This is a genomic window from Streptomyces olivochromogenes (assembly GCF_001514115.1).
Taxonomy (GTDB): domain Bacteria; phylum Actinomycetota; class Actinomycetes; order Streptomycetales; family Streptomycetaceae; genus Streptomyces; species Streptomyces olivochromogenes.
The window spans coordinates 38,975-62,385 of the sequence record NZ_KQ948462.1 but is presented as its reverse complement, the minus strand read 5'-3'; the positions used below and the strand labels follow the sequence as shown (position 1 = coordinate 62,385).

At 70.7% G+C, this 23,411-nt stretch carries 22 protein-coding genes; 15 read left to right on the top strand and 7 right to left on the bottom strand.

Annotated features, from left to right (window positions below; all coding sequences use genetic code 11):
* Window positions 1-109: 109 nt before the first annotated feature.
* The gene (locus AQJ27_RS29405) at window positions 110-2,065 is read left to right on the top strand and encodes a serine/threonine-protein kinase (protein ID WP_067375530.1); all 1,956 of its coding nucleotides are present in this window, start codon (window positions 110-112) and stop codon (window positions 2,063-2,065) included.
* Window positions 2,066-2,131: 66 nt separating this feature from the next.
* On the opposite strand, the gene AQJ27_RS29400 is transcribed toward AQJ27_RS29405, so the two are convergent.
* Window positions 2,132-2,599 carry a GNAT family N-acetyltransferase gene (locus AQJ27_RS29400; protein ID WP_067375202.1) on the bottom strand — a complete coding sequence of 156 codons (468 nt, stop codon included), beginning with the start codon at window positions 2,597-2,599 and terminating at the stop codon, window positions 2,132-2,134.
* A gap of 167 nt (window positions 2,600-2,766) precedes the next feature.
* On the opposite strand from AQJ27_RS29400, the gene AQJ27_RS29395 reads away from it, so the two are divergent.
* On the top strand, window positions 2,767-3,381 hold the full coding sequence (locus AQJ27_RS29395) for a DUF6817 domain-containing protein (RefSeq protein WP_079065344.1): 615 nt from the start codon (window positions 2,767-2,769) through the stop codon (window positions 3,379-3,381).
* 311 nt (window positions 3,382-3,692) lie between these two features.
* Window positions 3,693-5,552, top strand: coding sequence for a M1 family metallopeptidase (locus AQJ27_RS29390; protein WP_067375200.1), 1,860 nt, complete (start codon window positions 3,693-3,695; stop codon window positions 5,550-5,552).
* Window positions 5,553-5,703: 151 nt separating this feature from the next.
* On the opposite strand, the gene AQJ27_RS29385 is transcribed toward AQJ27_RS29390, so the two are convergent.
* Window positions 5,704-6,711: a LysR family transcriptional regulator gene (locus AQJ27_RS29385; protein ID WP_067375198.1), complete on the bottom strand. Its 1,008-nt coding sequence runs from the start codon at window positions 6,709-6,711 to the stop codon at window positions 5,704-5,706.
* 44 nt (window positions 6,712-6,755) lie between these two features.
* Between AQJ27_RS29385 and AQJ27_RS29380 the strand changes: the two genes are divergently transcribed.
* From AQJ27_RS29380 to AQJ27_RS29370, 3 genes are all read left to right on the top strand, one after another.
* Window positions 6,756-7,703, top strand: coding sequence for a serine hydrolase (locus AQJ27_RS29380; RefSeq protein ID WP_067375196.1), 948 nt, complete (start codon window positions 6,756-6,758; stop codon window positions 7,701-7,703).
* A gap of 83 nt (window positions 7,704-7,786) precedes the next feature.
* A complete protein-coding gene (locus tag AQJ27_RS29375; protein ID WP_067375194.1) occupies window positions 7,787-8,809 on the top strand; it encodes an MBL fold metallo-hydrolase in 1,023 nt (340 codons plus the stop codon).
* Window positions 8,810-9,046: 237 nt separating this feature from the next.
* A complete protein-coding gene (locus AQJ27_RS29370) occupies window positions 9,047-9,523 on the top strand; it encodes a hypothetical protein (protein WP_096240084.1) in 477 nt (158 codons plus the stop codon).
* Between the two features lie 117 nt (window positions 9,524-9,640).
* On the opposite strand, the gene AQJ27_RS29365 is transcribed toward AQJ27_RS29370, so the two are convergent.
* Together AQJ27_RS29365 and AQJ27_RS29360 are read right to left on the bottom strand one after the other, a co-directional pair.
* Window positions 9,641-10,342 carry a response regulator gene (locus tag AQJ27_RS29365; protein ID WP_425275235.1) on the bottom strand — a complete coding sequence of 234 codons (702 nt, stop codon included), beginning with the start codon at window positions 10,340-10,342 and terminating at the stop codon, window positions 9,641-9,643.
* Window positions 10,339-11,583 (bottom strand): sensor histidine kinase, encoded by a 1,245-nt coding sequence (locus tag AQJ27_RS29360; protein WP_079065343.1) that lies wholly within the window; start codon window positions 11,581-11,583, stop codon window positions 10,339-10,341. The genes AQJ27_RS29365 and AQJ27_RS29360 overlap by 4 nt, the downstream gene beginning before the upstream one ends.
* A 143-nt stretch (window positions 11,584-11,726) precedes the next feature.
* Between AQJ27_RS29360 and AQJ27_RS29355 the strand changes: the two genes are divergently transcribed.
* Window positions 11,727-12,212 carry a cation:proton antiporter regulatory subunit gene (locus tag AQJ27_RS29355; RefSeq protein ID WP_067375190.1) on the top strand — a complete coding sequence of 162 codons (486 nt, stop codon included), beginning with the start codon at window positions 11,727-11,729 and terminating at the stop codon, window positions 12,210-12,212.
* Window positions 12,213-12,216: 4 nt separating this feature from the next.
* Window positions 12,217-13,476, top strand: coding sequence for a cation:proton antiporter (locus AQJ27_RS29350; protein WP_067375188.1), 1,260 nt, complete (start codon window positions 12,217-12,219; stop codon window positions 13,474-13,476).
* Between the two features lie 24 nt (window positions 13,477-13,500).
* On the opposite strand, the gene AQJ27_RS29345 is transcribed toward AQJ27_RS29350, so the two are convergent.
* On the bottom strand, window positions 13,501-13,905 hold the full coding sequence (locus AQJ27_RS29345) for a pyrophosphohydrolase domain-containing protein (RefSeq protein WP_067375186.1): 405 nt from the start codon (window positions 13,903-13,905) through the stop codon (window positions 13,501-13,503).
* A gap of 282 nt (window positions 13,906-14,187) precedes the next feature.
* Here AQJ27_RS29345 and AQJ27_RS29340 point away from each other — a divergent pair, with 282 nt between their 5' ends.
* Complete coding sequence (locus AQJ27_RS29340; RefSeq protein ID WP_067375183.1) at window positions 14,188-15,186, top strand: TAXI family TRAP transporter solute-binding subunit; 999 nt, start codon at window positions 14,188-14,190, stop codon at window positions 15,184-15,186.
* 70 nt (window positions 15,187-15,256) lie between these two features.
* On the opposite strand, the gene AQJ27_RS29335 is transcribed toward AQJ27_RS29340, so the two are convergent.
* Together AQJ27_RS29335 and AQJ27_RS29330 are read right to left on the bottom strand one after the other, a co-directional pair.
* Complete coding sequence (locus AQJ27_RS29335) at window positions 15,257-16,666, bottom strand: sensor histidine kinase (RefSeq protein WP_067375181.1); 1,410 nt, start codon at window positions 16,664-16,666, stop codon at window positions 15,257-15,259.
* Window positions 16,667-16,675: 9 nt separating this feature from the next.
* Window positions 16,676-17,362, bottom strand: coding sequence for a response regulator transcription factor (locus AQJ27_RS29330; RefSeq protein WP_067375179.1), 687 nt, complete (start codon window positions 17,360-17,362; stop codon window positions 16,676-16,678).
* Between the two features lie 297 nt (window positions 17,363-17,659).
* Here AQJ27_RS29330 and AQJ27_RS29325 point away from each other — a divergent pair, with 297 nt between their 5' ends.
* The 6 genes from AQJ27_RS29325 (at window position 17,660) to AQJ27_RS60860 (ending at window position 23,361) form a co-directional block, all read left to right on the top strand.
* On the top strand, window positions 17,660-18,436 hold the full coding sequence (locus AQJ27_RS29325; RefSeq protein WP_054229851.1) for an amino acid ABC transporter ATP-binding protein: 777 nt from the start codon (window positions 17,660-17,662) through the stop codon (window positions 18,434-18,436).
* Window positions 18,437-18,602: 166 nt separating this feature from the next.
* Window positions 18,603-19,439, top strand: coding sequence for a glutamate ABC transporter substrate-binding protein (locus AQJ27_RS29320; RefSeq protein ID WP_067375177.1), 837 nt, complete (start codon window positions 18,603-18,605; stop codon window positions 19,437-19,439).
* Window positions 19,440-19,513: 74 nt separating this feature from the next.
* Entirely contained in the window at window positions 19,514-20,179 is a 666-nt protein-coding gene (locus tag AQJ27_RS29315; protein ID WP_067375175.1) for an amino acid ABC transporter permease, read from the top strand.
* On the top strand, window positions 20,176-21,069 hold the full coding sequence (locus AQJ27_RS29310; RefSeq protein ID WP_067375173.1) for an amino acid ABC transporter permease: 894 nt from the start codon (window positions 20,176-20,178) through the stop codon (window positions 21,067-21,069). Before AQJ27_RS29315 ends, AQJ27_RS29310 begins: the two co-directional genes overlap by 4 nt.
* A gap of 176 nt (window positions 21,070-21,245) precedes the next feature.
* On the top strand, window positions 21,246-23,114 hold the full coding sequence (locus AQJ27_RS29305) for an FAD-dependent monooxygenase (protein ID WP_067375171.1): 1,869 nt from the start codon (window positions 21,246-21,248) through the stop codon (window positions 23,112-23,114).
* A 34-nt stretch (window positions 23,115-23,148) separates the two neighbouring features.
* A complete protein-coding gene (locus AQJ27_RS60860) occupies window positions 23,149-23,361 on the top strand; it encodes a putative leader peptide (RefSeq protein WP_369693282.1) in 213 nt (70 codons plus the stop codon).
* The last annotated feature ends 50 nt before the right edge of the window (window positions 23,362-23,411 follow it).

Sequence of the window (23,411 nt, the reverse complement as noted above, 5' to 3'; positions counted from 1 at the left end):
CGAGGAGCGGGCCGGGCCCGACCACGAGGTCGGCAGCCGTCGCCACCGGGCCGAGGGGGCCCGTGATGCAATGGGGCACCACAGAACGGATCTCGGGGTGGAGTGGGGCGTGTTGAGCGACGGTGGGGCCGATGCGGAGAGTTTCCAGCCTCTGGAGGACGGCGATCCTCGGGTCGTCGGTGGCTACCGACTGGTGGCACGGCTCGGGTCCGGAGGCATGGGGCGGGTCTATCTCTCGCACACGCCGGGCGGGCGGGCCGTCGCGGTCAAGGTGATCCGGCCGGAGCTGGCCGAGAACGCCGAGTTCCGGAAGCGGTTCCAGGCCGAGGTGGCCGCCGCGAGCCGGGTGCACGGGCTCTACACGGCTCCGGTCGTCGACAGCGACACCGGGGGATCGATGCCGTGGTGCGCGACCGCCTACGTGCCGGGGCCTTCCCTCGCCGACGCGGTACGCGATCACGGGCCGCTGCCCGTCGACACCGTGCTGCGGCTGATCGCCGGTGTCGCGGAGGCCCTGCAGGCGGTGCACCGCGAGGGCATCGTGCACCGGGACCTCAAGCCGTCGAACGTCCTGCTCGCCGCCGACGGCCCGCGGGTCATCGACTTCGGTGTCGCGCGGGCCGCGGACGCCACGTCGGTGACGATGAGCGGCACGGCCCTCGGAACCGTCGCCTACATGGCGCCGGAGCAGGTGCTCGGCGGGGATGCCATGCCGTCGGCCGACGTGTTCGCGCTGGGACAGACCGCGGTGTTCGCGGCGACGGGCCACGCCGCCTTCGGGGACGGGGATCCGCACGCGGTGCTCTACCGGGTGGTGCACGAGGAGCCCGATCTCAGCCGCGTGCCGGTGGGGATACGGGAGCTGGCGGCACGGTGTCTGCGCAAGCTCGCCGCCGAGCGGCCTTCCGTCGAGGAGGTCATACGCTCCGTCCAGACGATCCAGGCGGATCTCGGTGCCGTAGCGCGGTCCGCGTCCGGGGCGTGGCTGTCGGGCGAACTGGCGGCGGGTATCGCGGCTCGGGCCGAAGGTGCCGATCGGGCCCGGGCGGAGGCTGTTCCGGACGCTCACGCTTCCGGGGCTTACGGGGCTTCCGGTGCGTCGGGGGCTTTCGGGCCCGGTGGGTCCGGCGCCTTTGGGCACGCCGGTCCTGCCGGTCCCGCCGGTCCCGCCGGTCCTGCCGGTCCCGGCACCTTCGGGCCTCCGATGGCCTACTCCCCCACCTCGCCGTCCCATGCCTCGCTGCCCGGACCCTTCGTGATGGGCTCGGGGGCCGCGCCGGGTCCGTACGCTCCGCATCCCTGGTCGCGGCCGCAGGAGCCGGACGCCGCACAGACCTCCTCGGTGGGCACGGGCGGCAGGAGCCGCAAGGCCCGGGGCTGGGTATTGGCGGCAGCCGCGGTCGTACTCGTCGCCGGTGGGGCGGCCGCCGCGCTGCTGCTCGTCCCGGGGGACGGCGACAAGAACGACAGCCGGGCACAGGACGTGGCCGCGTCGCGGTCGGCCACGCCCGCCGAGGCGTCGCCGTCGCCGTCCGGCTCCCCGTCCCCCCACGCCTCGAAGAAGCCCAAGACGGCCAAGTCCGCTCTGCCGCCCAGCCCTTCGGGGCCCCCGACGCCCACGCGAGCCGCCACCTCGGCTCCCCCCACCGCCGCGTCCAGCAAGCCCGCGGCCCCGACGGCCCCCGTCGCGGTGACCTACTCCGGGATCCGGATGACCGCGAGCCACGACCTGTATCTCGCGGACACTCCGGTGCGGTCCAAGGCGGACACCGGGACCTCCGACGAGGATCTGACGTACGCCGTCTACTCCTCGGGGGCGGTCCTCGCCCCCGGCACCGACTCCGGCAGCTCCCTCGCCCTGCTGCCCGTGGGACGGCAGGGAAGCCTGGACGCGTGCAAGGCGGCGACCGGCTACAAGAGCTACATCTGGGTCAAGGACCTCACCGTCGGCCAGCAGATGTGCGTGGTCAGCGGGACGGGGCACGTGGGGCTCGTGACGTATCGGGGTTCGTCCGGGACGACGTCCGCCACCTTGGACGTGAAGGTCTGGCGCAACGCGGCCTAGGAACAGACCTCTTCATCCCGCACGGGCCTCTCCCCGAATGAGCCTCTCCCCTCCTGGCCTCTCCCCTCACGGGGCGAGGACGCCCGGACCCGGTCGTCGCACCATGAAGACGTCGATCGGGTCCTGAACCTCCACGGTGAACCCGTGGCGCTCGTACAGTCGCCGGGCGGCGCTGCCCTGCAGGACATTCAGGCGGACGGGCAGGCCGTCGGCGTCGGTGCGGTCCAGCAGGGTGCGCAGGACCGCCGAACCGAGCCCCCGGCCCTGGAAGTCCGGGACGAGATAGAAGTGCTCCAGCCACAGCCCGTCCTCGGCCGGCCTCAGCGTGACGCAGCCCGCGAAGTCGCCGTCGGCGATGACGACCGATGTGTGCCCCGGGGAGAAGGACTCCCGCAGCCGCCGGCGGACCCGGCGCTCGTCGAACCGTCCCAACCGCTCCAGGTCCGGGCGCATCACCGTCGCCCGCAGCTCGGCGATCACCTCGACATCCGCCTGCTCCGCGGAGCGCAGCGCCCATTCCAGCGCCCATTCCATGGAACGGGCCGGCCCTCGACCCGGCCCTCGACCCACCCCTAGGTCCGGCCCGTTCCCGGGCAGCGCCCGCCCCGGCCTTGTCCGCTCCGCCCCCGCACTCGTCTCCACGGTGGGAGTCTCTCAGTGGCCTGCCGAGACGTTGAATCCCCATCCCGAGAGGGGCTGAAGTGACCGAAGTACCCGAAGTACGCCAAGTTCCCGAAGAGACCGGCGACGGTGACGCGTCCCGGTGGTCGCGTGCCGAAGCCTTCCTGCGTGCGCGGGGAACCGCCGAGATGCCGCATCCGGGCGGCACGCTGCTGGAGCACCTCGGCCGTGTCCGGCGGCTCCTGGCCGCCTGGGGCGGCGACCCCGCGGTCCAGGCGGCGGGGCTGTGCCATGCCGCGTACGGGACCGACGGCTTCGACCCGTACCTGCTGCCGGTCACCGAGCGGGCGACCCTGGCGGAGCTGATCGGCGACCGGGCCGAGGCGCTGGTGTACCTGTACGCGAGTTGCGACCGCGGCGCCGTCCTTCCCCGGATCGGACGCGATCGGCCCGTGGTCTTCCGTGATCGCTTCACCGGCCGCGAGCACATCCCCTCGGACGACGACGTGCGAGCGTTCTTGGAGATCACCGCCGCCAACGAGCTCGACGTACTGGCCCACAACGCGGAACTGGCCGAGCGGTACGGCCCGGCCCTGTACCGGCTGTTCGCCGGAGCGGGCGACCTGCTGTCCGCCCCGGCCCGGGACGCATGCACGCGGCAACTCGGCCCGCACGTCGCGCTCCCGGATCACTGATCACTGATCACTCAGCACCCGGCACCCGGCACTGATCACCGAGTTCGACCGACTCGTACCGACCACGGCCGCGGGCGGAGCCCGAACACTTCAGGTCAGCGAACACTTTTACCCGTCACTGATGGCATGCCCCGGTCAAATCTGCCAGGCTTCCCGCAGCCGTCGCCCTGACCACAGGGAGACGCAACGGAAATCTCACCCCAGCGCTCGCGCAAGCGATGCGTGCAGCCCCCGGCTGCCCCCGGCGCACCCAGGCCGTCAGGGCGGCCACCGAGCAGGCCGGAATCCCGGCCGCCTCAAAGGAGTTTCGTGTGAGACCGACCCCCCACAAGGCCCTCGCCGCGAGCGCACTGGGCATCGCCGCGTTGGCCGCCGCCCTGCTCCCCGTCACCCCGGCGGCAGCCGCGCCGCCCACGGCACCACTGGCCGCCGACTGCACTCCGGCCCAGGTGGTCACCAACGGTGGTTTCGAGAGCGGGACTTCGCCCTGGACCCAGTCGTCGTCGACCGTGATCACCAGCCGTTCCGGTCAGAGCGCCCACGGCGGCACCAGCTTCGCCTGGCTGAACGGTGTCGGCAGTACGCACACCGACACCCTCTCGCAGAGCGTCACGATCCCGTCCGGGTGCAGCAGCGCCACGCTCACCTTCTGGCTGCACATCGACACCACCGAGACGACCTCGTCGACCGCGTACGACAAGCTGACGGCGAAGATCGGCAGTACGACACTGGCGACGTACTCGAACCTCAACAAGGCCACCGGCTACGTACAGAAGTCGTTCGACGTGTCGGCGTTCGCGGGCCAGACCGTGAGCCTCGCCTTCACCGGGACCGAGGACTCCAGCCTCCAGACGAGCTTCGTCCTCGACGACATCGCCCTCAACACCTCCGGCGGCACGACCCCGCCGGCGGACTCCACACGCACGCCGGCCGCCCCCTCGTACACCGTCAGCCTGAGCAGCAACACGAGCGGCACGGTCTGGACCGGCCACGAGAGCGCGACCTTCACCAACGCGTCCTCGACCGCGCTCAGCGAGGTGTACCTGAGGCTGTGGGACAACTACCACGGCACCTGCTCCGCGATGCCGATCGCGGTCAGCAACGTCACCGGGGGCACCGCGGGCGCCCTGTCGGTCGGCTGCACCGCCCTGCAGATCGCGCTCCCGACCCCGCTGGCGCAGGGCCAGTCGACCACGATCGGCTTCGACCTGGGGATCACCGTCCCCAGCGGCGCCGACCGCTTCGGCTACGACGGCGCGTTCAGCATGATCGGCAACGCGCTGCCGGTTCTCGCCGTCAAGGACGGATCGGGCTGGCACCTGGACCCGTACACCAACAACGGCGAGTCGTTCTACTCCCTGGCCGCCGACTTCAAGGTGACCCTCGACCACCCGACCACCCTGCTGGTCCCGGCCACGGGCGCCTCGGTGGACACCCCCGGCTCCAGCGGACGCACGGTCACCACGGCCACCGCCTCCAAGGTCCGTGACTTCGCGTGGGCGGCGGGCCCGTTCACCAAGATCTCGGGTACGTCGACGGCGGGCACCCCGATCAACATCTACTCGGTCTCGGGGATCAGTTCGTCCAGCGCACAATCCATGCTCACCACGGCGAAGACCGCGGTGGACGCCCACGCGGGCCGCTTCGGCGCCTACCCGTACGGCGAGTTGGACGCCGTGATCGACAACAACTTCTGGTTCGGCGGCATGGAGTACCCGGGGTTCGTCCTCGACCTGGTCTCCACCACGGCGCTCACCCATGAGATCGGCCACCAGTGGTTCTACGGGATCGTCGGCGACGACGAGTACAACAGCCCGTGGCTGGACGAGGCGTTCACCGACTACGCCACCGACCTGGCGCTGGGCAGTACCGGCACGAACTGTTGGAACAGCGTCTCCTGGGCCTCGACGGCGGAGAAGATCACCAACTCGATGGCCTACTGGGACGCCCACTCGTCCCGTTACTCCACCGTCGTCTACGGCTACGGCAAGTGCGCCCTGCACGATCTGCGGCGCGTCCTCGGTGACACCGCCATGGCGAAGTTGCTGAAGGACTACGCCACTTCGCACTGGTACGGCGTCTCGACCACGGCCGAGTTCAAGGCGGCCGCCCAGGCCGCCACGACCACGGACCTGACCTCGTTCTGGACCCAGCACCGCATCGACGGCTGATGAGGCGCCGGTTCGCCGCGGTCGACCCCTTGGGAGGTCATCCGCGGCGAACCGGCGACCGGGCGTGCGTGATCACGGGCGTGACATCGACCCACGCCCAGCGGGCGCCCCACACCCACCCCTCGACCCACACCCACCGCTCGACCCACGCCTACTGGCCGAAGCCCTCGCCGTACACGACCGACCACGGGCGGGCCGGTCCGTCCACCGGGCGGGCCCCGTCCGCACTCCCCGGTGCCGTGGGGTGCGCCCGGTCGTCTCGGCTCGGGGTCGCGGTGCGGTCGCGGGTCAGTACGTCGGCCGCGAGTTCCGCGAAGGGGCGCGCGGCCGGGTGGACGGCGCGGCCGGCGGGCCACGCGCCGCTCAGCCGCTGGGTGAGGGGACGGCCCGCCAGGGGGCGCCAGGCGACGCGGGGCTCCTTGCGGGCCACCGGCCCCTGGTCGAAGGCGATTCCGTGCCCCGCCGTCACCAGGGCCAGCAGGAACTCGGAGTTCGACGCGTGCCGCAGCCGGCCGGGCACGAAGCCCGCGCCGCGGCAGACGTCGAGAATCCGGTCGTACCAACCGGGGGCGTGGGTCCGCGGAAAGAGCACGAGATCGTGGCCGGCCAGTTCGCCGAGCGCCACTTCGGACAGCCCGGCCAGCGGTGAGGTGCGGGGCAGGACGACTCCGAGATCCATCGGGACCTCGGGACCGAGCCGCAGTTCGGTGGCGTCCACGGGCTGATGGACGAGCCCGACGTCGAGTCCGCCGGAGGCCAGCAGCCGTACCTGCTCCTCCGTGGTGACCTCCCGCAGGTCGACGGACAGCCCCGGAGAGCGTTCCGCGCAGGCGGCGAGCAGCGCGGACAGCACGGCGGCCGTGGTGTCGGGCGGCACCCCCGCGCGCAGGGTCCCCAGGGCGCCGTCCCCGGCACGCCGGGCCAGTACCCGCAACCGCTCCTCACGGGCGAGGAGTTCACGGGCCTCGTCCAGGAGCACCGTCCCGGCGGCGGTCAGCCGGATCCGGCGGTGCGCCCGGTCGAACAGCTCGGCACCGAGCTCCTTCTCCAGCCTCCGTACGGCCTGGCTGAGCGGCGGCTGGGCCATGCCCAGCCGGTCGGCGGCCCGGCTGAAGTGCAGCTCCTCGGCTACGGTGACGAAAAGACGCAGGTGGCGCAAGACATCCACGGTGAGGGACCTTACGCGAGGGGGCGGGCGAACGAGTGGTCGAGGAGCGGATCCGCGAGGTTTTCGCGAGAGCGGGCGCCGAGGGTCTCCTGCACGCGGTCCCCGTCGGCACCTGGTCACCGGGTGAGGCGCGCGAGTGGTCACCGGGTGAGGCGCGCAAGTGGTCACCGAGTGAGGCGCGCGAGGTGGCCGTCGGCGCGGACGAGCCCGTCGTGATCGCCTCGATCTTCAAAGTGCTGCTGGTCCTGGAGTTCGCCCGGCAGGCGGCGGCCGGACAGCTCGACCCCCGGGAGCGGGTACGGGTGACGGCGGCCGACCGGCTCGGCGGCTGGGGCACGGCGGGCTGCGCGGACGACGTCGAGCTGTCGCTGCGCGATCTGGCCTTCTTCGCGATGTCGGTCAGTGACAACGCGGCTGCGGATCTGCTGCTGGACCGGGTCGGGCTGGACACCGTACGGCTGCTCGCCAAGGAGCTCGGGCTCGACCGGACGAGGATCGTGGGTGGCCCGCGTGACGTGCTCGATTCGATGCTCTCGGAGGTCGGGGCGGGCGACGAGCGGGAGTTCGCCGTCCGGTACCCCGCCCTGCCGGACGACCGCAAGAGACGGCTGGCCGTACTGGATCCCCTGCGCACCAACGCGAGTACGCCCCGCGAGACCAGCGAACTGCTGCGTCTGATCTGGCGCGACGAAGCGGGTGCTCCGGAAGCCTGCTCCCACGTACGCGACTTGATGAGTCGTCAGGCATTTCGGCACCGACTGGTGTCGGGGTTCCCGGACGACGTGACGATCGCGGCCAAGACCGGGACCCTGCCGGGGCTGCACATGGAGGCGGGAGTCGTCCGGTATCCCGACGGCGGGTGCTACGCGGTGTCCGTCTTCGCCCGTACCCATGAGCTGACCGCCACCCGGCCGACGGTGGACGCCGCGATCGGCGTCGCGGCCGCAATCGCCGTCGACTTCCTGCGGAGCGAGGGCGTCTGACCAGGTCTCATATGCCCTCACGTATCACGAGGACACCGTCTCGATCTTGGACGCGGGAGGTCGATCCCTGATCTGCTGACGCCATGAGCGACTCCGCAGACACACAGAGAGACCCGATGCTCGGCCGACGCAGCCTGCTGCGAGGTGCCGCGATCGGCGCGGCCGGCCCACTCCTTCCCGCCGCCACCACTGCCGGCGCCACCACTGCCACTGCCACCGCAACGACGTCAATATCGGCGTCGGCCGCGGCGTCGCCGTCCTTACGTTGGCTGGGCACCTCCGGCTGGCGCATCGACGTCGACGGCCGGACCGTGCTCTTCGACCCGTACCTCACCCGGTTCAAGACCGGCCTGTTCGACGGCGCCTTCCGCGCGGACACGGAGCTGAGCACCGACCCCGAGGTGGTTCGGGAACACATCGGAGCCCCCGAACTCGTCCTGGTCAGCCACTCCCACTGGGACCACCTCGCCGACGTGCCGTACATCGCCAAGTCCACCGGCGCCCGCGTCGTCGGCACGGAGACCACCTTCCACCTGCTGGTCGCGTTCGGTGTCGACCCGGGTCAGATCTCCGTGGTGAAGGGGGGCGAGGTGCTGGACTTCGGCGGCATCATCGTCGAGGTCGCGGCCGGCCTGCACAGCCGCAACAAGAAGTACGCCTACTTCGCCCCCGGCACGCTCGACACCCCGCCCGCGGCGCCTCCGAGGACCATCGCGGAGCTGCCGGAGGGCGACACGCTCGCCTTCCAGGTGGCGGTCGGCAGCGGTGGGCCCTCGGCGTTCCTCATGGGGGCCAGCGACTTCTCCGAACGGGCGGTCCAGGGACTCCGCCCCGATCTCGCCATGGTCGCCGTGCCCTCCAGCACCGCCACCCACCACTACGTGCCCCGGCTGCTGCGCGCCCTGGGCAACCCCGACGTCGTCGTGCCCGTCCACTGGGACAACTTCGAGGAGCCCCTGAGCGAGCCACCGCGCCGCGACCCGTCGATGGACCTGGACGGCTTCCTCGCCCAGGTGCACCGGGAGTCCCCGGCCAGCCGGATCGTCGTCCCGGACTACCGCACGGTGTACGGCGCGGACATGCGCCCTCGCTCCCAGACCTCCTGACCTCCGCGGACCACGACGACGCGATGGACGCTGGGTAAGAAGTTGGTAACCCTCCGCAAATCCCGCCGACCAGGGTTTTTGTCCGATAGTGAGGGTTTTTTTGATGCTTTTCGCACAAGGATGGAACACTCGTCCGGTCGCAGGCTCGGCCCTGACGTGGATAACCTCAAAAGCGAACATTTCGCCCATATGGGCGTGGTCCGTTTGTGGGGGGACCCGTCACGTCAGGAGTCACACGTGAATTCCACACTCCGCAGCCGCTGTGCCAAGGCGATCGGCGCCGGCGCGCTCTCCGTCGCTCTGCTGTCGGCCGGGACGGCGGGCGCCTTCGCCGCGTCCCCGAGCGCGGCCTCACCGCGTCCGAAGCCGATCATGACCGGCAGCGCGAAGCCGACCGGGACCAGCACCGCGAAGCCGACCAAGTCCGGCTCGCCCATGGCCAACGGTTCGATCACTGCCAGGGTGAGCAAGGTCCAGGTGAAGCCCGGCCAGTCGGTGACGTTCACCGGACGCGCCAAGGGAGTGAAGGTCGGCACCAAGGTGGTGCTGCTGCACATGCACAACGGTAAGTGGACTCCTCTGAAGTCCAGCACCGTGCTCAAGAACGGCAGCAGCTACTCCCTGGTCACCAAGTTCAACAACAAGGGCAAGGAGCAGCTTCGGGTCATGGCGGACAAGATCGTCTCGCCCACCGTCGTCGTGACGGTGAAGTGATCCGGCGGCACCGCCAAGAGAGGGCCGACCCGTGCACGGGTCGGCCCTTTCCCTGTCCGGGCGGGACGACGGCTCGATGAGTCCGGCCCAGGCCACGCTTCGATGAGCCCGGCCCGGTCACGGTTCGATGAGCCCGGCCCGGATCGCGTACCGGGTGAGTTCGAGGCGGTCGCGCAGGCCGAGCTTCTGCAGCAGGTTCGCCCGGTGGCTCTCCACGGTCTTGGCGCTGATGTAGAGCAGTTCGGCGATCTCCTTCGTCGTATGGCCCTCGGCGACCAGCTTGAGCACCTCCTCCTCGCGGTCGGTGACGGTCCGCACGGGCAGTGCCTCGCCGCGCCGCATCCGCTCCAGATAGGTGCGTACGAGCGCGGTCTCGGCGCCGGGATAGATGAACGGCTCGTCGCGCATCGCCGCCCTGCACGCCTCGACCAGGTCGCGGTCGGCGACCGACTTCAGTACGTAGCCGCAGGCCCCCGCCTTGAGCGCCTCGAAGAAGTACTGCTCGTTGTCGTACATCGTCAGGATGAGGATGCGCAGGTCGGGAAGGCGGCGGGAGAGTTCGCGGGCCGCCTGGAGCCCGGTCATCCGGGGCATCGCGATGTCGAGGACGGCGAGGTCCACGTCCGTGTCGCGGGCCCGCGCGACCGCTTCGGCGCCGTCCCCGGCCTCGGCCACGACGCTCAGGTCCGGTTCGCCGTCCAGGATGAGCCGTACGCCACGGCGCACGAGCGTGTGGTCGTCGGCGAGCAGAACCCGGGTGGGCCGGCCCCCGCCGGGCTGCCCGTCGGGCCCGGACGGCATGGGCGGCACGGACGTCATCGGTCTCCCTCGAAAGCGGTCGCGGCGCGGAGCTGCGGCGGGGCACCGGTCTTCGATGCGCCTGTCGTCGATGCACCGGTCTTCGATGCGCCTGTCGTCGATGCACCGGTCGTCGATGCGCCTGTCGTCGATGCGCCTGTCGTCGATGCACCGGTCGTCGTTGCGTCTGTCGTCGTCGAGATGCGCAGCCGTACGTCGGTCCCCGCCCCCGGCCCGGCCCCGACCGAGAGCGTGGCGCCGATCAGCAGGGCCCGCTCCCGCATACCGCTGATCCCCGCCCCTTCCCGCAGCCGGCCAGGGCCCTTGCCGTTGTCCCGGACGAGGAGCTCGACGCCGTCGCCACCGTCGCCGCCGTCCACGCCGACGACCCGCCGCAACCGCAGTTCGGCGCGATCGGCGCCCGCGTGCCGGGCCGTGTTGGTGAGCCCTTCCTGAGCCACCCGGTAGACCACGAGTTCCGTCTCCTCGGTCAGCGGCGGCAGATCTCCGTCGAGGTCGTGGCGTACGGACAGGCCGTGCGTGGTGAACTCGGCCGCCAGCGACCGCAGCGCGCTGTGCAGACCGAGTTCCTCCAGGACACCGGGGCGCAGCCGGCGGGCGATACGCCGGATCTCGTCCAGGCTGCCGCGGGTCGCCTCCTGCGCCTGCCGCACCTCCTCCCGCAGCTCCCCGGGCACCTGGTCGGCGACCCGCTTGAGCTGCAGCAGCACGGCGGTCAGGGTCTGGCCCACCTCGTCGTGGAGCTCCTGGGAGATACGCCGGCGCTCGCCCTCCTGCGCGGAGAGCGCGCGGGCCGAGCTGGTGGCGCGCTCCGTCTCCAGCCGGTCGAGCATGGTGTTGTACGTGGTGATCAGCCCGGCGACCTCCGCGGGGCCTGTGACGGGCGCCCGGGCCCCGGGATGCAGCAGGTCGGCGGTGGCCATGGCCCGGCCGAGCCGTTGCAGCGGGGCCAGTCCTATCCGCAGCACGAGCGCGTTGACGACGAGCAGCGCCGCGAGTCCCGCGACGACGACCAGCACCTCGCCCGGCAGTATCGGCGTCGACACGGTGACCGGGCCCAGCAGCAGCGCGGTGGCCACGGTCAGGCCCGCGGCATTGAGCAGGAAGATCCGCCGGAACAGCGACACGTTCCTCTGTCCGTCCCTTCCTGTCCCTCCGGCCCTTCCGAGCTGCGGCGACGCCGCTGTCCCGGTCAGCTTCGCGCCCGTCGAGCGGTCGTGTCCATCCGTGCCAGCACCCATGTCGCCACCGTACGGGGGATGGCAGCATGACCGTTTTGCACGGGAACGCAAGACCGCGACTCGACGAACGACTCGACGAACGGCACGACGCGTCGAGCGACACGCCGCGATGAGCCAACCGACTCGATGGACAAGGGGAGATCATGTTCACGCCACGCCTTCGGGCGACGCCACTGCCGGGCATCGGGGTCCAGTACGACCTCATGACGCGCGAACAGCGCCACCTGTCGGTGGTGGCGCACCGCGACGGCGCCCGCACCGTGAGCGTGTACCGCGCCGACGACCCCGACTCCTGCGCCCAGTCACTGCGGCTGACGAGCGGCGAGGCCGCCTCGCTGATCGACGCGCTGAAGCCCTCCCACCACAGCCCGAGCCTGCTCTACACCACCGACCTCGGGCTGATCGCCGAGCGCATCGAGATCGCCGCGACCTCCCACTGGAACGGCCGGGTGCTGGGCGAGACCCGGATGCGGACCGAGACCGGCGCGTCGGTGGTGGCGGTGCTGCGCCGCGCCGAGGCCATCCCCTCGCCGACCCCGGACTTCCGGCTGGCGGGCGGGGACACCCTGATCGTCGTCGGCACCCGCGAGGGCGTCGACGGCGCCGCGGCGATACTCGGACGGGAGTGAGCGCGTGCACTCTGCTGTTCTGCTGATCGAGTTCGGCGCCATCATCCTGTGTCTCGGGCTGCTGGGGCGGGCCGCCGCCCGGCTGCGGTTCTCCCCCATCCCGCTGTATCTGCTGGCCGGTCTCGCCTTCGGCGAGGGCGGGCTGCTCCCGCTCGGCGCGAGCGAGGAGTTCGTCGCCACCGGCGCCGAGATCGGCGTCATCCTGCTCCTGCTGATGCTCGGCCTGGAGTACACGGCCAGCGATCTGGTCTCCAACCTCAAGGCCCACTACCCCTCGGGCCTGGTCGACTGCACCCTCAACGCCCTGCCCGGCGCGGCCGCCGCGCTGCTGCTCGGCTGGGGGCCGGTGGCCGCCGTGGTCCTGGCGGGCGTCACCTGGATCTCCTCGTCCGGTGTCATCGCCAAGGTGCTGGGCGACCTGGGGCGGGTGGGCAACCGGGAGACACCGGTGATCCTCAGCATCCTCGTCCTGGAGGACCTGGCGATGGCGGTCTACCTGCCCATCGTCACCGCGCTGGTGGCCGGGGTCGGGCTGGCCGCGGGCAGTGTGACGCTCGCGATCGCCCTGGGAGCCGCCGGACTCGTCCTGTTCGTGGCCGTCCGCTACGGCCGTGTCATCTCCCGCTTCGTCTCCAGCGACGACCCCGAGAAGCTGCTGCTCGTCGTGCTGGGCCTGACGATCCTCGTCGCGGGCATCGCACAGCAGCTCCAGGTCTCCGCCGCCGTCGGGGCGTTCCTGGTCGGCATCGCCCTGTCCGGGGAGGTCGCGGAGGGCGCGCACACGCTGCTCAGCCCGTTGCGGGATCTCTTCGCGGCGATCTTCTTCGTCTTCTTCGGGCTGCACACCGACCCGGCGAGCATTCCGCCGGTGTTGTTGCCCGCGCTCGCGCTGGCCTTCGTCACGGCTCTGACGAAGATCGCCACCGGGTACTGGGCGGCGCGCCGGGCCGGTATCTCCGTGGGTGGCCGGTGGCGAGCGGGCGGCGCGCTGGTCGCGCGAGGCGAGTTCTCCATCGTCATCGCCGGGCTGGCGGTCACGGCCGGCATCGAACCCTCACTCGGCCCGTTGGCCACGGCGTACGTGCTGATCCTGGTCGTACTCGGCCCGCTCACCGCCCGCTACACCCAGCCGCTGGCCGAACGGCTCACGGCCCGGTTCGGTCTCCCCGAGCGCCGGGGTCCCGCGGGACAGCCCGAGGGGAGGGAACCGGAACAGCCCGAGGCTGAGGGTGAGGCACGGCAGCAGACCGCCGTCGGGGACTGAGCCAGGCCGACCGAGCAGAGGGGCCTACGCGTCCGCGCCCCTCCACCCCTGCCCCCGCAGCACCTCCGACACGTCCGGCGCCCGGTAGTGCTCCCCCTTGAGGACCTTGCCGTCGGCCCGGCGGGCGACGCGGCCGTCGGGGCCCAGCTTCGTCAGGTTGGAGCGGTGGACCTCGGCGATCACCGCGTCGAGGTCGATGCCGTGGACGAGCGCGGTGCCGTACGCCACGTACACGACGTCGGCCAGCTCGTGCGCCAGCCGGTCCAGCGGGCCCGAGACCGAGACCTCGGCGACTTCGGCGGCTTCCTCGGCGAGCAGTTCACCACGATGGGCGGCGAGCGCCGGGGACACCTCCGTCGGCGTGCTGCGCGCGTCGAGTCCGAAGGCGAGATGGAACTCACGGACCAGGGAAGCGGGGGATGGAGACACGGGGGAGAGATCGGGAGACGCGGAAGAAGTGACTGGGGAGTCGGACGAGGTCTGCATCCGCCGACCATACCCAGCCCGACTCCGGGCCCCGCTGACCATTCCGAGCCCGATTCCCCGCCCCCGCCGACCCGCTGCCGCGCCTCTCCCGCCTCCCTTCCGCCTTCCTTCCGGCCCCTCTCGGCCCCGCCCTGGTCACCGGCCCCTCTCGGCCCCGCCCTGGTCACCGGCCCCTCTCGGCCCCGCCCTGGTCAGGACGGCCCCCCGGCTGGCAGGATCGCGCGCATGTTCCTGCCACTCCCCCGTATCGACCGGCGCCGCGCGCTGTTCGGCTCGGCCGCCGCGCTCGTGGTGTTCGGGCTGCTGTTGTGGTGGTTGCTGCCGCTGGGCGAGGAGTCGCCGGGCGGCAGGATCACGTTCAGCACGGGTACCCCGACCGGGGTGTACCAGAAGTACGGCACGCTCCTGCAGACCGCGCTCGCCAAGGATATGCCGCGCCTGGACGTCCGGCTGAAGAACAGCGACGGCTCGCAGGAGAACGTCCGCCGGGTGGCCACGGGCCAGGCCGACTTCACCATCGCGGCGGCCGACGCGGTGGAGACGTACATCCTGGAGAACAAGCCGGGATCAGGCCAACTCCGCGGCTGCGCCCGGCTGTACGACGACTATGTGCACCTGGTCGTCCCGCGCTCCTCGTCCGTGCAGTCGGTGGCGGACCTGCGGGGCAAGAGGGTCGCCGTGGGGCCGGACGGTTCCGGGGTACGGCTGATAGCGGAGCATGTTCTACAGGCGGCCGGGCTCGACTCCGCGAAGGACATCAAGCCGTTTCCGGACGGCATCGGCACCATGCCGGACCTGCTCGTACACCACAAGATCGACGCCTTCTTCTGGTCGGGCGGCCTGCCGACGAGCGCGGTGCAGCAGCTCTCGAAGCGCTTCGCCGTCAGGCTGGTGCCGATCGCCGGCGACCTCGTCGCGAAGCTGCACGAACAGGGCGGCGCGGCCCGCTACTACCGGTCCGCAGTGATGCCCGCCGACGCCTACCCCGAGGCCCAGCAGGGCTCGTCCGTGCAGACGCTGGCGGTGGCGAATTTCCTGATCACCCGGGAGGACTCGGACGCCCGGCTCACCGAGGAGCTCACTCGTACGGTGATCAACAGTCGCGACGGCATCGGCCGTCAGGTGCACGCGGCCCAGCTGGTGGACCTGCGCACGGCCATCTACACGGACCCGCTGCCCCTGCACGAGGGCGCTCGGCGCTACTACCGCTCGGTCAAGCCGTAACGCGGGCCGCCTCCCGGCCGCACCCCTGCGGCAACCCCCCGGCCGCAACTCCCGGCCATGGCCGCCCCGCTCACGACTCGGGCCGCGACCTCGGCACCGTCACCGTCACCTTGAGGCCGTGCGGCTCGTGACGGGCGTACGCGATGGAGCCGCCGCCCGCCGAGAGCAGCACCCGCGAGATGGACAGGCCGAGGCCCGAGCCCTTGATGTTCTGGTGCCCCGCGCTGCGCCAGAAGCGGTCGCCGATGCGGGCCAGTTCCTCGTCGCTGAGGCCCGGACCGCGGTCGGTGACGACCACCGTCGAGACCTCGCCGTTCGACGCGACCGCCACCTCGACGTCCTCGCCCTCGGGCGTGAACTTCAGCGCGTTGTCGATCACCGCGTCCAGAGCGCTGGACAGGGTGACCGGGTCGGCCCAGGCGGTGGTGGCCGGGCAGGTGCCCGTCAGGCGTACTCCCCTGCTGTCGGCCAGTGGTGACCAGGACGCGACGCGCTCGGCCGCCAGCTCACCGATGTCGGTCAGCCGCAGGTCCGCCTCGGCGTGCTCGGCGAGCGCCAGGTCGAGCAGGTCGTCCAGGACCTCGGCGAGGCGCTTGCCCTCGGTGCGGACCGACGCGATCTCCTCATTGTCCTCCGGCAGTTCGAGCGCGAGCAGTTCGATGCGCAGCAGCAGCGCCGAGAGCGGGTTGCGCAACTGGTGCGAGGCGTCGGCGACGAAGGCGCGCTGCTGCTCCAGGACGTCTTCGACGTTGTCCGCCATCTCGTTGAACGACCGGGCCAGGCGCCTGAGTTCCGGCGGCCCGCCCGCGACCGCGACCCGCGACTTCAGCCGCCCGGTCGCGATGTCGTGGGTGGTGGCGTCGAGGACGCGTACGGGCTTGAGCACCCAGCCGGTCAGCCGCAGCGCCGCGCCGAGGGCGAGGAGCATCGCGGCGACCTCGCCCGCGCCGATGATCACCCAGCCGTGCAGGATCTTCGAACGCATCTGTCCGGTGGGCGAGTCGGTGACCACGACCGCGATGACGTCACCGTCCCGGATGACCGGGGACGCGACGACGAGCCGGTCGCGCTGCCACGGCCAGACCTGCTCCGGGTCGTGGCTGCGGCGGCCCAGGAGCGCCTCGTTGAAGGCCTCGCGCCCCTCGCCCTTCGCGACCATGTACCAGTTCTCGGGCGCGTTGGCCATTGGCGCGAGGTCGCGGTAGAAGACGCCGACACGGATGCCGTACACCTCGTAGTACGCGACGAGTTCCTTGCGCAGGGTCTCCCCGCGCTCGTCCGTCGTGCCCACTCGGGAGCCGCCGGCCGGCTGCTCGGTGACGAACTGAGCGAGGGCGGCGAAGCGTGCCGTGTCGTCGATGCGGTCGACGACCACACGCTGTTGCTCGGCGGCCGCGACACTCACGGCGAGCGGGATGCCGAGCGCGAGCAGCACGGCTGCCATCAGGACGATGAGCAGCGGAAGGAGGCGGGTGCGCACCGGTGCACGCTACGCCGTGGGAGCGACGAGCCGGTACCCCACGCCGCGCACGGTCTCGATCAGCGCCGGCATGCGCAGCTTGGAACGCAGGGACGCGACATGCACCTCCAGGGTGCGCCCGGTCCCCTCCCAGCTGGTGCGCCACACCTCGCTGATGATCTGCTCCCGGCGGAAGACCACCCCGGGCCGCTGGGCGAGCAGCGCGAGCAGGTCGAACTCCTTGCGGGTCAGTTGGACCACCGAACCGTCGACGCTGACCTGGCGTGTGGGCAGTTCGATGCGGACCGGCCCGAGCCGCAGCGCGGTGTCCCCGGAGCCGGCGGCGTCGTCGGGGACGCTGCGCCGGCTGACGGCGTGGATACGGGCGAGCAGTTCCCCGGTGTCGTAGGGCTTCACCACGTAGTCGTCGGCTCCGAGGTTGAGGCCGTGGATCCGGGACCGTACATCGGAGCGGGCGGTGACCATGATCACCGGAGTGCTGGTGCGTTTGCGGATCTTGCCGCAGACCTCGTAGCCGTCCTGGTCGGGCAGGCCCAGGTCGAGCAGGACCACACCGAAGCCGTCGCTCTCCGGAACCAGTGCCTGCAGGGCCTCCTCGCCGCTGCGGGCGTGCGTGACGTCGAAGCCGTGTCGCGCCAGCACCGCGGACAGGGCCGCCGCGACGTGGTTGTCGTCCTCGACGAGCAGCAGTCTCATTCCGGCCCCCTCCGGTTCATCGGTCGTACGGTCCGATCCTGTTGGATCGCGGCGCACACGCGTGTGCACCAAGGAAGTCACGCCGATGGATCAGGACCGCGTCAAGAGGGTTCGGGTCGCGGAGGGCTTCCGTTACCCAGCCGGTACGCGGCCGGGACGCGGCCGCGCAACAGCTACTACGACACGTGTCCGATTGCTACCGGATCGTGATGCTCAAGTTCCCCTCAGATGTAATGACGCTGGTCGCACGGGGTCACTACTGTCCACCGAAACCGAGGAGGACGGAGCCCCAGAGCGATGACCGAAGTATCGGTGGCCAAGGATGCCGTGGCCGCGACCGAGGACCTGGTCGTCCTGAAGAGCGTCAACAAGCACTTCGGCGCGTTGCACGTGCTCCAGGACATCGACCTGACGATCGCGCGTGGCGAGGTCGTCGTGGTCATCGGGCCCTCCGGGTCCGGGAAGTCCACCCTGTGCCGCACCATCAACCGCCTGGAGACGATCGATTCGGGCGACATCACCATCGACGGCAAGCCGCTGCCCGACGAGGGCAAGGCACTGGCCCGGCTGCGGGCCGACGTGGGCATGGTCTTCCAGTCCTTCAACCTCTTCGCGCACAAGACGGTGCTCGAGAACGTGATGCTGGGTCAGATCAAGGTCCGCAAGGCCGACAAGAAGGCGGCCGAGGAGAAGGCCCGCGGACTGCTCGACCGGGTGGGCGTGGGCACCCAGGCGGACAAGTACCCCGCGCAGTTGTCGGGCGGTCAGCAGCAGCGGGTCGCGATCGCGCGGGCGCTGGCGATGGACCCCAAGGTCATGCTCTTCGACGAGCCGACCTCGGCGCTCGACCCCGAGATGATCAACGAGGTCCTGGAGGTCATGCAGCAGCTCGCGAGCGACGGCATGACGATGATCGTCGTCACTCATGAGATGGGCTTCGCTCGTTCGGCTGCCAACCGGGTGGTCTTCATGGCTGACGGTCGCATCGTCGAAGAGGCGGTGCCCGACCAGTTCTTCAGCAATCCCCGCAGCGACCGAGCCAAGGACTTCCTGTCGAAGATCCTTCACCACTGACGGCCTGCGCTTCTTCATCACTGAGGTTCGTTCCTGAACCGACGTTCATCGCTGACGTTCATCGCTGACCTCGCTGACGTTCATCGCTTGCGTTCATCACTGAAGCCCACACCTGAAGCCCATGCCTGAAGACCTGCATCTCCTCCCCACCCAAAGGATGTTCACCATGAAGCTCCGCAAGGTCACGGCCGCCTCGGCCGTCGTGCTCGCACTCGCCGTGACCGCCACGGCGTGCGGTTCGGACGACAAGAAGGACAGCGACTCCTCCGGCGGCGGCAAGAAGATCACCATCGGTATCAAGTTCGACCAGCCGGGCATCGGCCAGAAGACGCCGCAGGGTTACTCGGGCTTCGACGTCGACGTCGCCACGTACGTCGCCGGGAAGCTCGGCTACAAGGCCGACCAGATCCAGTGGAAGGAGACGAAGAGCGCCGACCGCGAGAACGCGCTCTCGCGCGGTGACGTCGACTTCATCGCCGCCTCCTACTCGATCACCCCGGAGCGCGAGAAGAAGGTCGACTTCGCCGGTCCCTACCTGCTCGCCCACCAGGACGTGCTGATCCGGTCCGACGACACCGCCATCAAGTCGCCGTCGGACCTCAACAGCAAGAAGCTTTGTTCCGTGACCGGTTCGACCTCGGCGCAGAACGTGCACGACAAGCTGGCGCCCAAGGCCCAGCTCCAGCAGTACCCGACGTACTCGGCCTGCCTGACGGGTCTGCAGAGCAAGGCGATCGACGCCCTGACGACGGACGACTCGATCCTCGCCGGCTACGCCTCGCAGGCCGCCTTCAAGGGCAAGTTCAAGCTCGGCGGCCTCAAGATGACCAACGAGAACTACGGCATCGGCGTCAAGAAGGGCAGCGACCTCAAGGCCAAGATCAACACGGCTCTCGAGGCGATGGTGTCCGACGGTTCCTGGCAGAAGGCCGTGGACAAGAACTTCGGTCCGGCGCAGTACAAGAACGAGCCCGCTCCGAAGATCGGCAACATCGTCAGCTGATGTCGGGCCCGCCGGTGCGCCGCCCTCGGGGGCGGCGCACCCGGGCATCACCACACGCGGAAGCGCGGGAAATCGTGTTCGACTTTCTTCAAGGTTACGACCTGCTGGGAGCGTTCTGGATGACGGTGAAGCTCACCGTCCTCTCAGCCGTCGGCTCCCTGATATGGGGAACCATGCTGGCCGGCATGCGGGTCGGTCCGGTGCCTCTCATGCGCGGTTTCGGCACCGCCTACGTGAACATAGTGCGGAACATCCCGCTGACCGTGATCATCCTGTTCACCTCGCTGGGCCTCGACCAGACCCTGCGGGTGAGTCTCGGCTCGGACCAGGTCGACACGGTCAACTTCCGGCTGGCCGTGCTCGGTCTGATCGCCTACACCTCGGCCTTCGTCTGCGAGGCGCTGCGCTCCGGCATCAACACCGTGCCCGTCGGTCAGGCGGAGGCGGCCCGCGCCATCGGTCTGAACTTCACCCAGGTCCTGACCCTGGTCGTGCTTCCCCAGGCGTTCCGTTCGGTCGTCGGTCCGCTGACGAACGTGCTGATCGCCCTGACGAAGAACACCACGGTGGCGGCCGCGATCGGTGTCGCCGAAGCGGCCACCCTGATGAAGTCCATGATCGAGAACGAGGCCCAACTCATCGCGATCTCGGCCGTCTTCGCCTTCGGGTTCATGTGTCTGACGCTGCCGACCGGCCTCCTCCTCGGCTGGGTGGGCAAGAAGGTGGCGGTGAAGCGATGACGTCCGTCCTGTACGACACCCAGGGCCCCCGCGCCAAGCGGCGCAACATCCTCTACTCGGCGCTGTTCCTGGTCGCCTTCGCGGCCCTGTTGTGGTGGGTGATCACCAGCCTCAACGACAAGGACCAGCTCGCCTGGGAGAAGTGGAAGCCCTTCGTCCACAGCGAGGCCTGGAGCACGTACCTCTGGCCGGGGCTGCAGAACACCCTGAAGGCCGCGGCCCTCGCCATGGTCATCGCCCTGCCGCTCGGCGCCTTCTTCGGCATAGCCCGGCTCTCCGACCACGCCTGGATACGCATCCCGGCGGCCGCGATCGTGGAGTTCTTCCGCGCCATCCCGGTGCTGGTCCTCATGATCTTCGCCGACGCCGCGTACTCCGCGTACACGAACACCAGCTCGGACGACCGTCCGCTCTACGCCGTCATCACGGGACTGGTGCTCTACAACTCCTCGGTCCTCGCGGAGATCGTCCGCGCGGGCATCCTGTCGCTGCCCAAGGGGCAGTCCGAGGCGGCCATGGCCGTCGGTCTGCGCAAGAACCAGGTCATGCGGTTCATCCTGCTGCCGCAGGCGGTCACCGCGATGCTGCCGGCGATCGTCAGCCAGCTCGTCGTGATCGTGAAGGACACCGCGCTCGGCGGCGCGGTCCTCACCTTCCCCGAGCTGCTCGCCTCCGTCAGCCCGATGAGCGCGTACTACGGCGCGAACACCATCGCCAGCTTCACCGTCGTGGCCCTGATCTACATCGCGCTCAACTTCAGCCTCACGAGCTTCGCGAGCTGGCTCGAGGGACGGCTGCGGCGCGGCAAGAAGTCGACGGGCGTGGTGCTGGCGCCGGCCGCGGTCGGGGGCACGGAGTCGACCGGCACGGGCGTCGGCATCTCCATCTGACGGATCCTCACCCTTCGTCGGTGTCAACGGGGGCAGTGGCGTGATCGCCACTGCCCCCGTCACTTGACGCAAGCACCGGCAATGGGTTGCATACGTTCTGTGATCGTGCACCCCGTTCCAACTGCCTGTTCCCGACCGTTCCTCAGGACACCGCTCCGGGCAGGGGGCCGCGCGCCGTGGACCCGGTGATCATCGTCGGCGCGGGGCCCGTGGGCCTCACGCTGGCCCTTGCGCTGGCCCGCCAGGAGGTCCCCTCCGTGGTCCTCGACGAGGGGCCGGGCAAGGACGAACAACGGCTCGCGCGGACGGTGGTGCTGCGCGAGGACACGGCCGCGCTCGTCGAGCGCCTGACGGGCCTGCCTCTCACCGATGCCGGTTTCCATTGGGCCGGATGGCGGTCGATGCGGCGCAAGCAGGTGATGCGCGAGATCGACTTCGCTGCCCGGGCGTCCGCCATGGACTTGCCGGACTTCGAAGCCGATGCGCACGGCTCCGGAGGCGCGGCGCTCGGCGCGGGGAGCGGCGCGCACGGCGCAGTAGGCGGCGCGCAAGCCTTTGGGGGCGGCACGCACGGCTCGGGGAGTAGCGCTCAGCGCTCCAGGGGGAGCGCTCGGGACCCGAAGGGGAGCGCGCAGAGCCTGAAAAGCGCCGGGCTCGGACCGACCACGGACGCGCAGGACTCCGAGGGCGCCGACGTGCCCGCCCCGCTGCACCTCGCCCAGCACGCGCTGACCGGCGCCCTGCGCGAGGCCATCATCCACGAGCGGCTGATCAAGGTCGCCGTGGGCAGCCGCCTCGACTCGATCGAGCAGGAGTCCTCGGGCGTCACGGCGCACACCCGCGGTCCCAACGGCACATGGTGGCGCGGCAGTTACCTGGTCGGCTGCGACGGACCGCGCTCGACCGTGCGCAAGCTCCAGGACATCCGCTTCCCCGGACGTACAGCCGTCGAACGATACGCCGTGGCGGCGCTGCGTACGGAACTTCCCTGGCCCGGCCAGGCGTTGCTGCACCGGATGCCGCCGTGGCGGACGTCGGGCCCCTCCAGCGGAGAGGTGACCGCGCGCCCCCTCGCCGACGACGTGTGGCGGCTGGACTGGCTGCTGCCGCCCGGCAAGGACCTGGTCACGCCCGATCTGCTGGTGGCGCGCATCCGCGAGACCCTCGCGGGCTGGAACGCGGGCTCCACACCCCCGTACGAGCTGCTCGACACCGGAGTCCACACCGTCCACCACCGTCTCGCCCGCCGCTGGCGGGCCGGCCGGGTCTTCCTCGCCGGGGACGCCGCGCACCTGCTCGGCGTGCTCGGCACCCAGGGCCTGGACGAGGGCCTGCGGGACGCCGACAACCTCGCCTGGAAGCTGGCGCTCGCCTGGCACCACGGCCCGCTCGAGGCACTGCTCGACAGCTACCAGGCGGAGCGGCGGGCTGTCGTCGCCGCCCGACTGCGCGCCGCCGACCAGGCGCTGCCACTGCTGCGCAGCGGCGGAGGCCTGCGCTCGTACGTCCCCGGGTCGGCCCGTGGCCACGACGCGCTGCTCACGGACGGCCACCTGGGACGCGGCCCGCTGGGTGCGCCGGGGGTGTACGCCGACTCGCCGCTCGCGCCCGCGCACACCGAGTCGGAGACCCCGGTGGACACGGCACCCGGTGCGCCGGTCGTCGACGTACGCGTGACCGCGGAGGACGGCTCGTTCGTGCAGCTGCGGGAGCGGCTCGGTCGCGGGGTGCTGCTCGTCGTGCTGATCGCTCCGGGTACGGGCGTGTGGGCGCGCAAGCACTGGGTGACGGCCGGAATCATGCCCCGGCTCGCGGCCGCCGTGACCGCGCTGCCGCACCGCGCCGAGCTGCTGGTCGCCGAGAGCTATCCCGGCGCGGCGGCACACACCGTGCTCCTGGTGCGCCCCGACGGCCACCTGGTCACCGCGCTGAGCGGGGTGCGCCCGGCCGACCTGTACGCGGCGGCCGAGACGACTCTGGGCGGCCCCGCCACGGCGGAAGCGGAAGCGGAAGCGGAAGCGGAGACCGCGGCGAGTACGACCTGACGACCCTGGTGGTCCGGCCAGCCCCCGGACCACCATGCTCAGGTCGCCGAACCCGTCCGGAGGGGCGGAGCCACGGCCATCGCGGCACCCTCGGTCACCGGATGGTCCACATAGTGACAGTGAGTTGACCGGCCCGGACCGCCATGGTGTACTCCGGATCGTGACCGACACCTGTGTGCGCCTGTGGCGGAGGGTCCATATGGACCTCGTCCGCTATGCGGGCTGCGTGTGTCGCCCGTCCTGCTGAATTCGCAGCTCTTCTCTCCCCGCGCGCCGCCCCTCCCTGTCGGCTGCCGC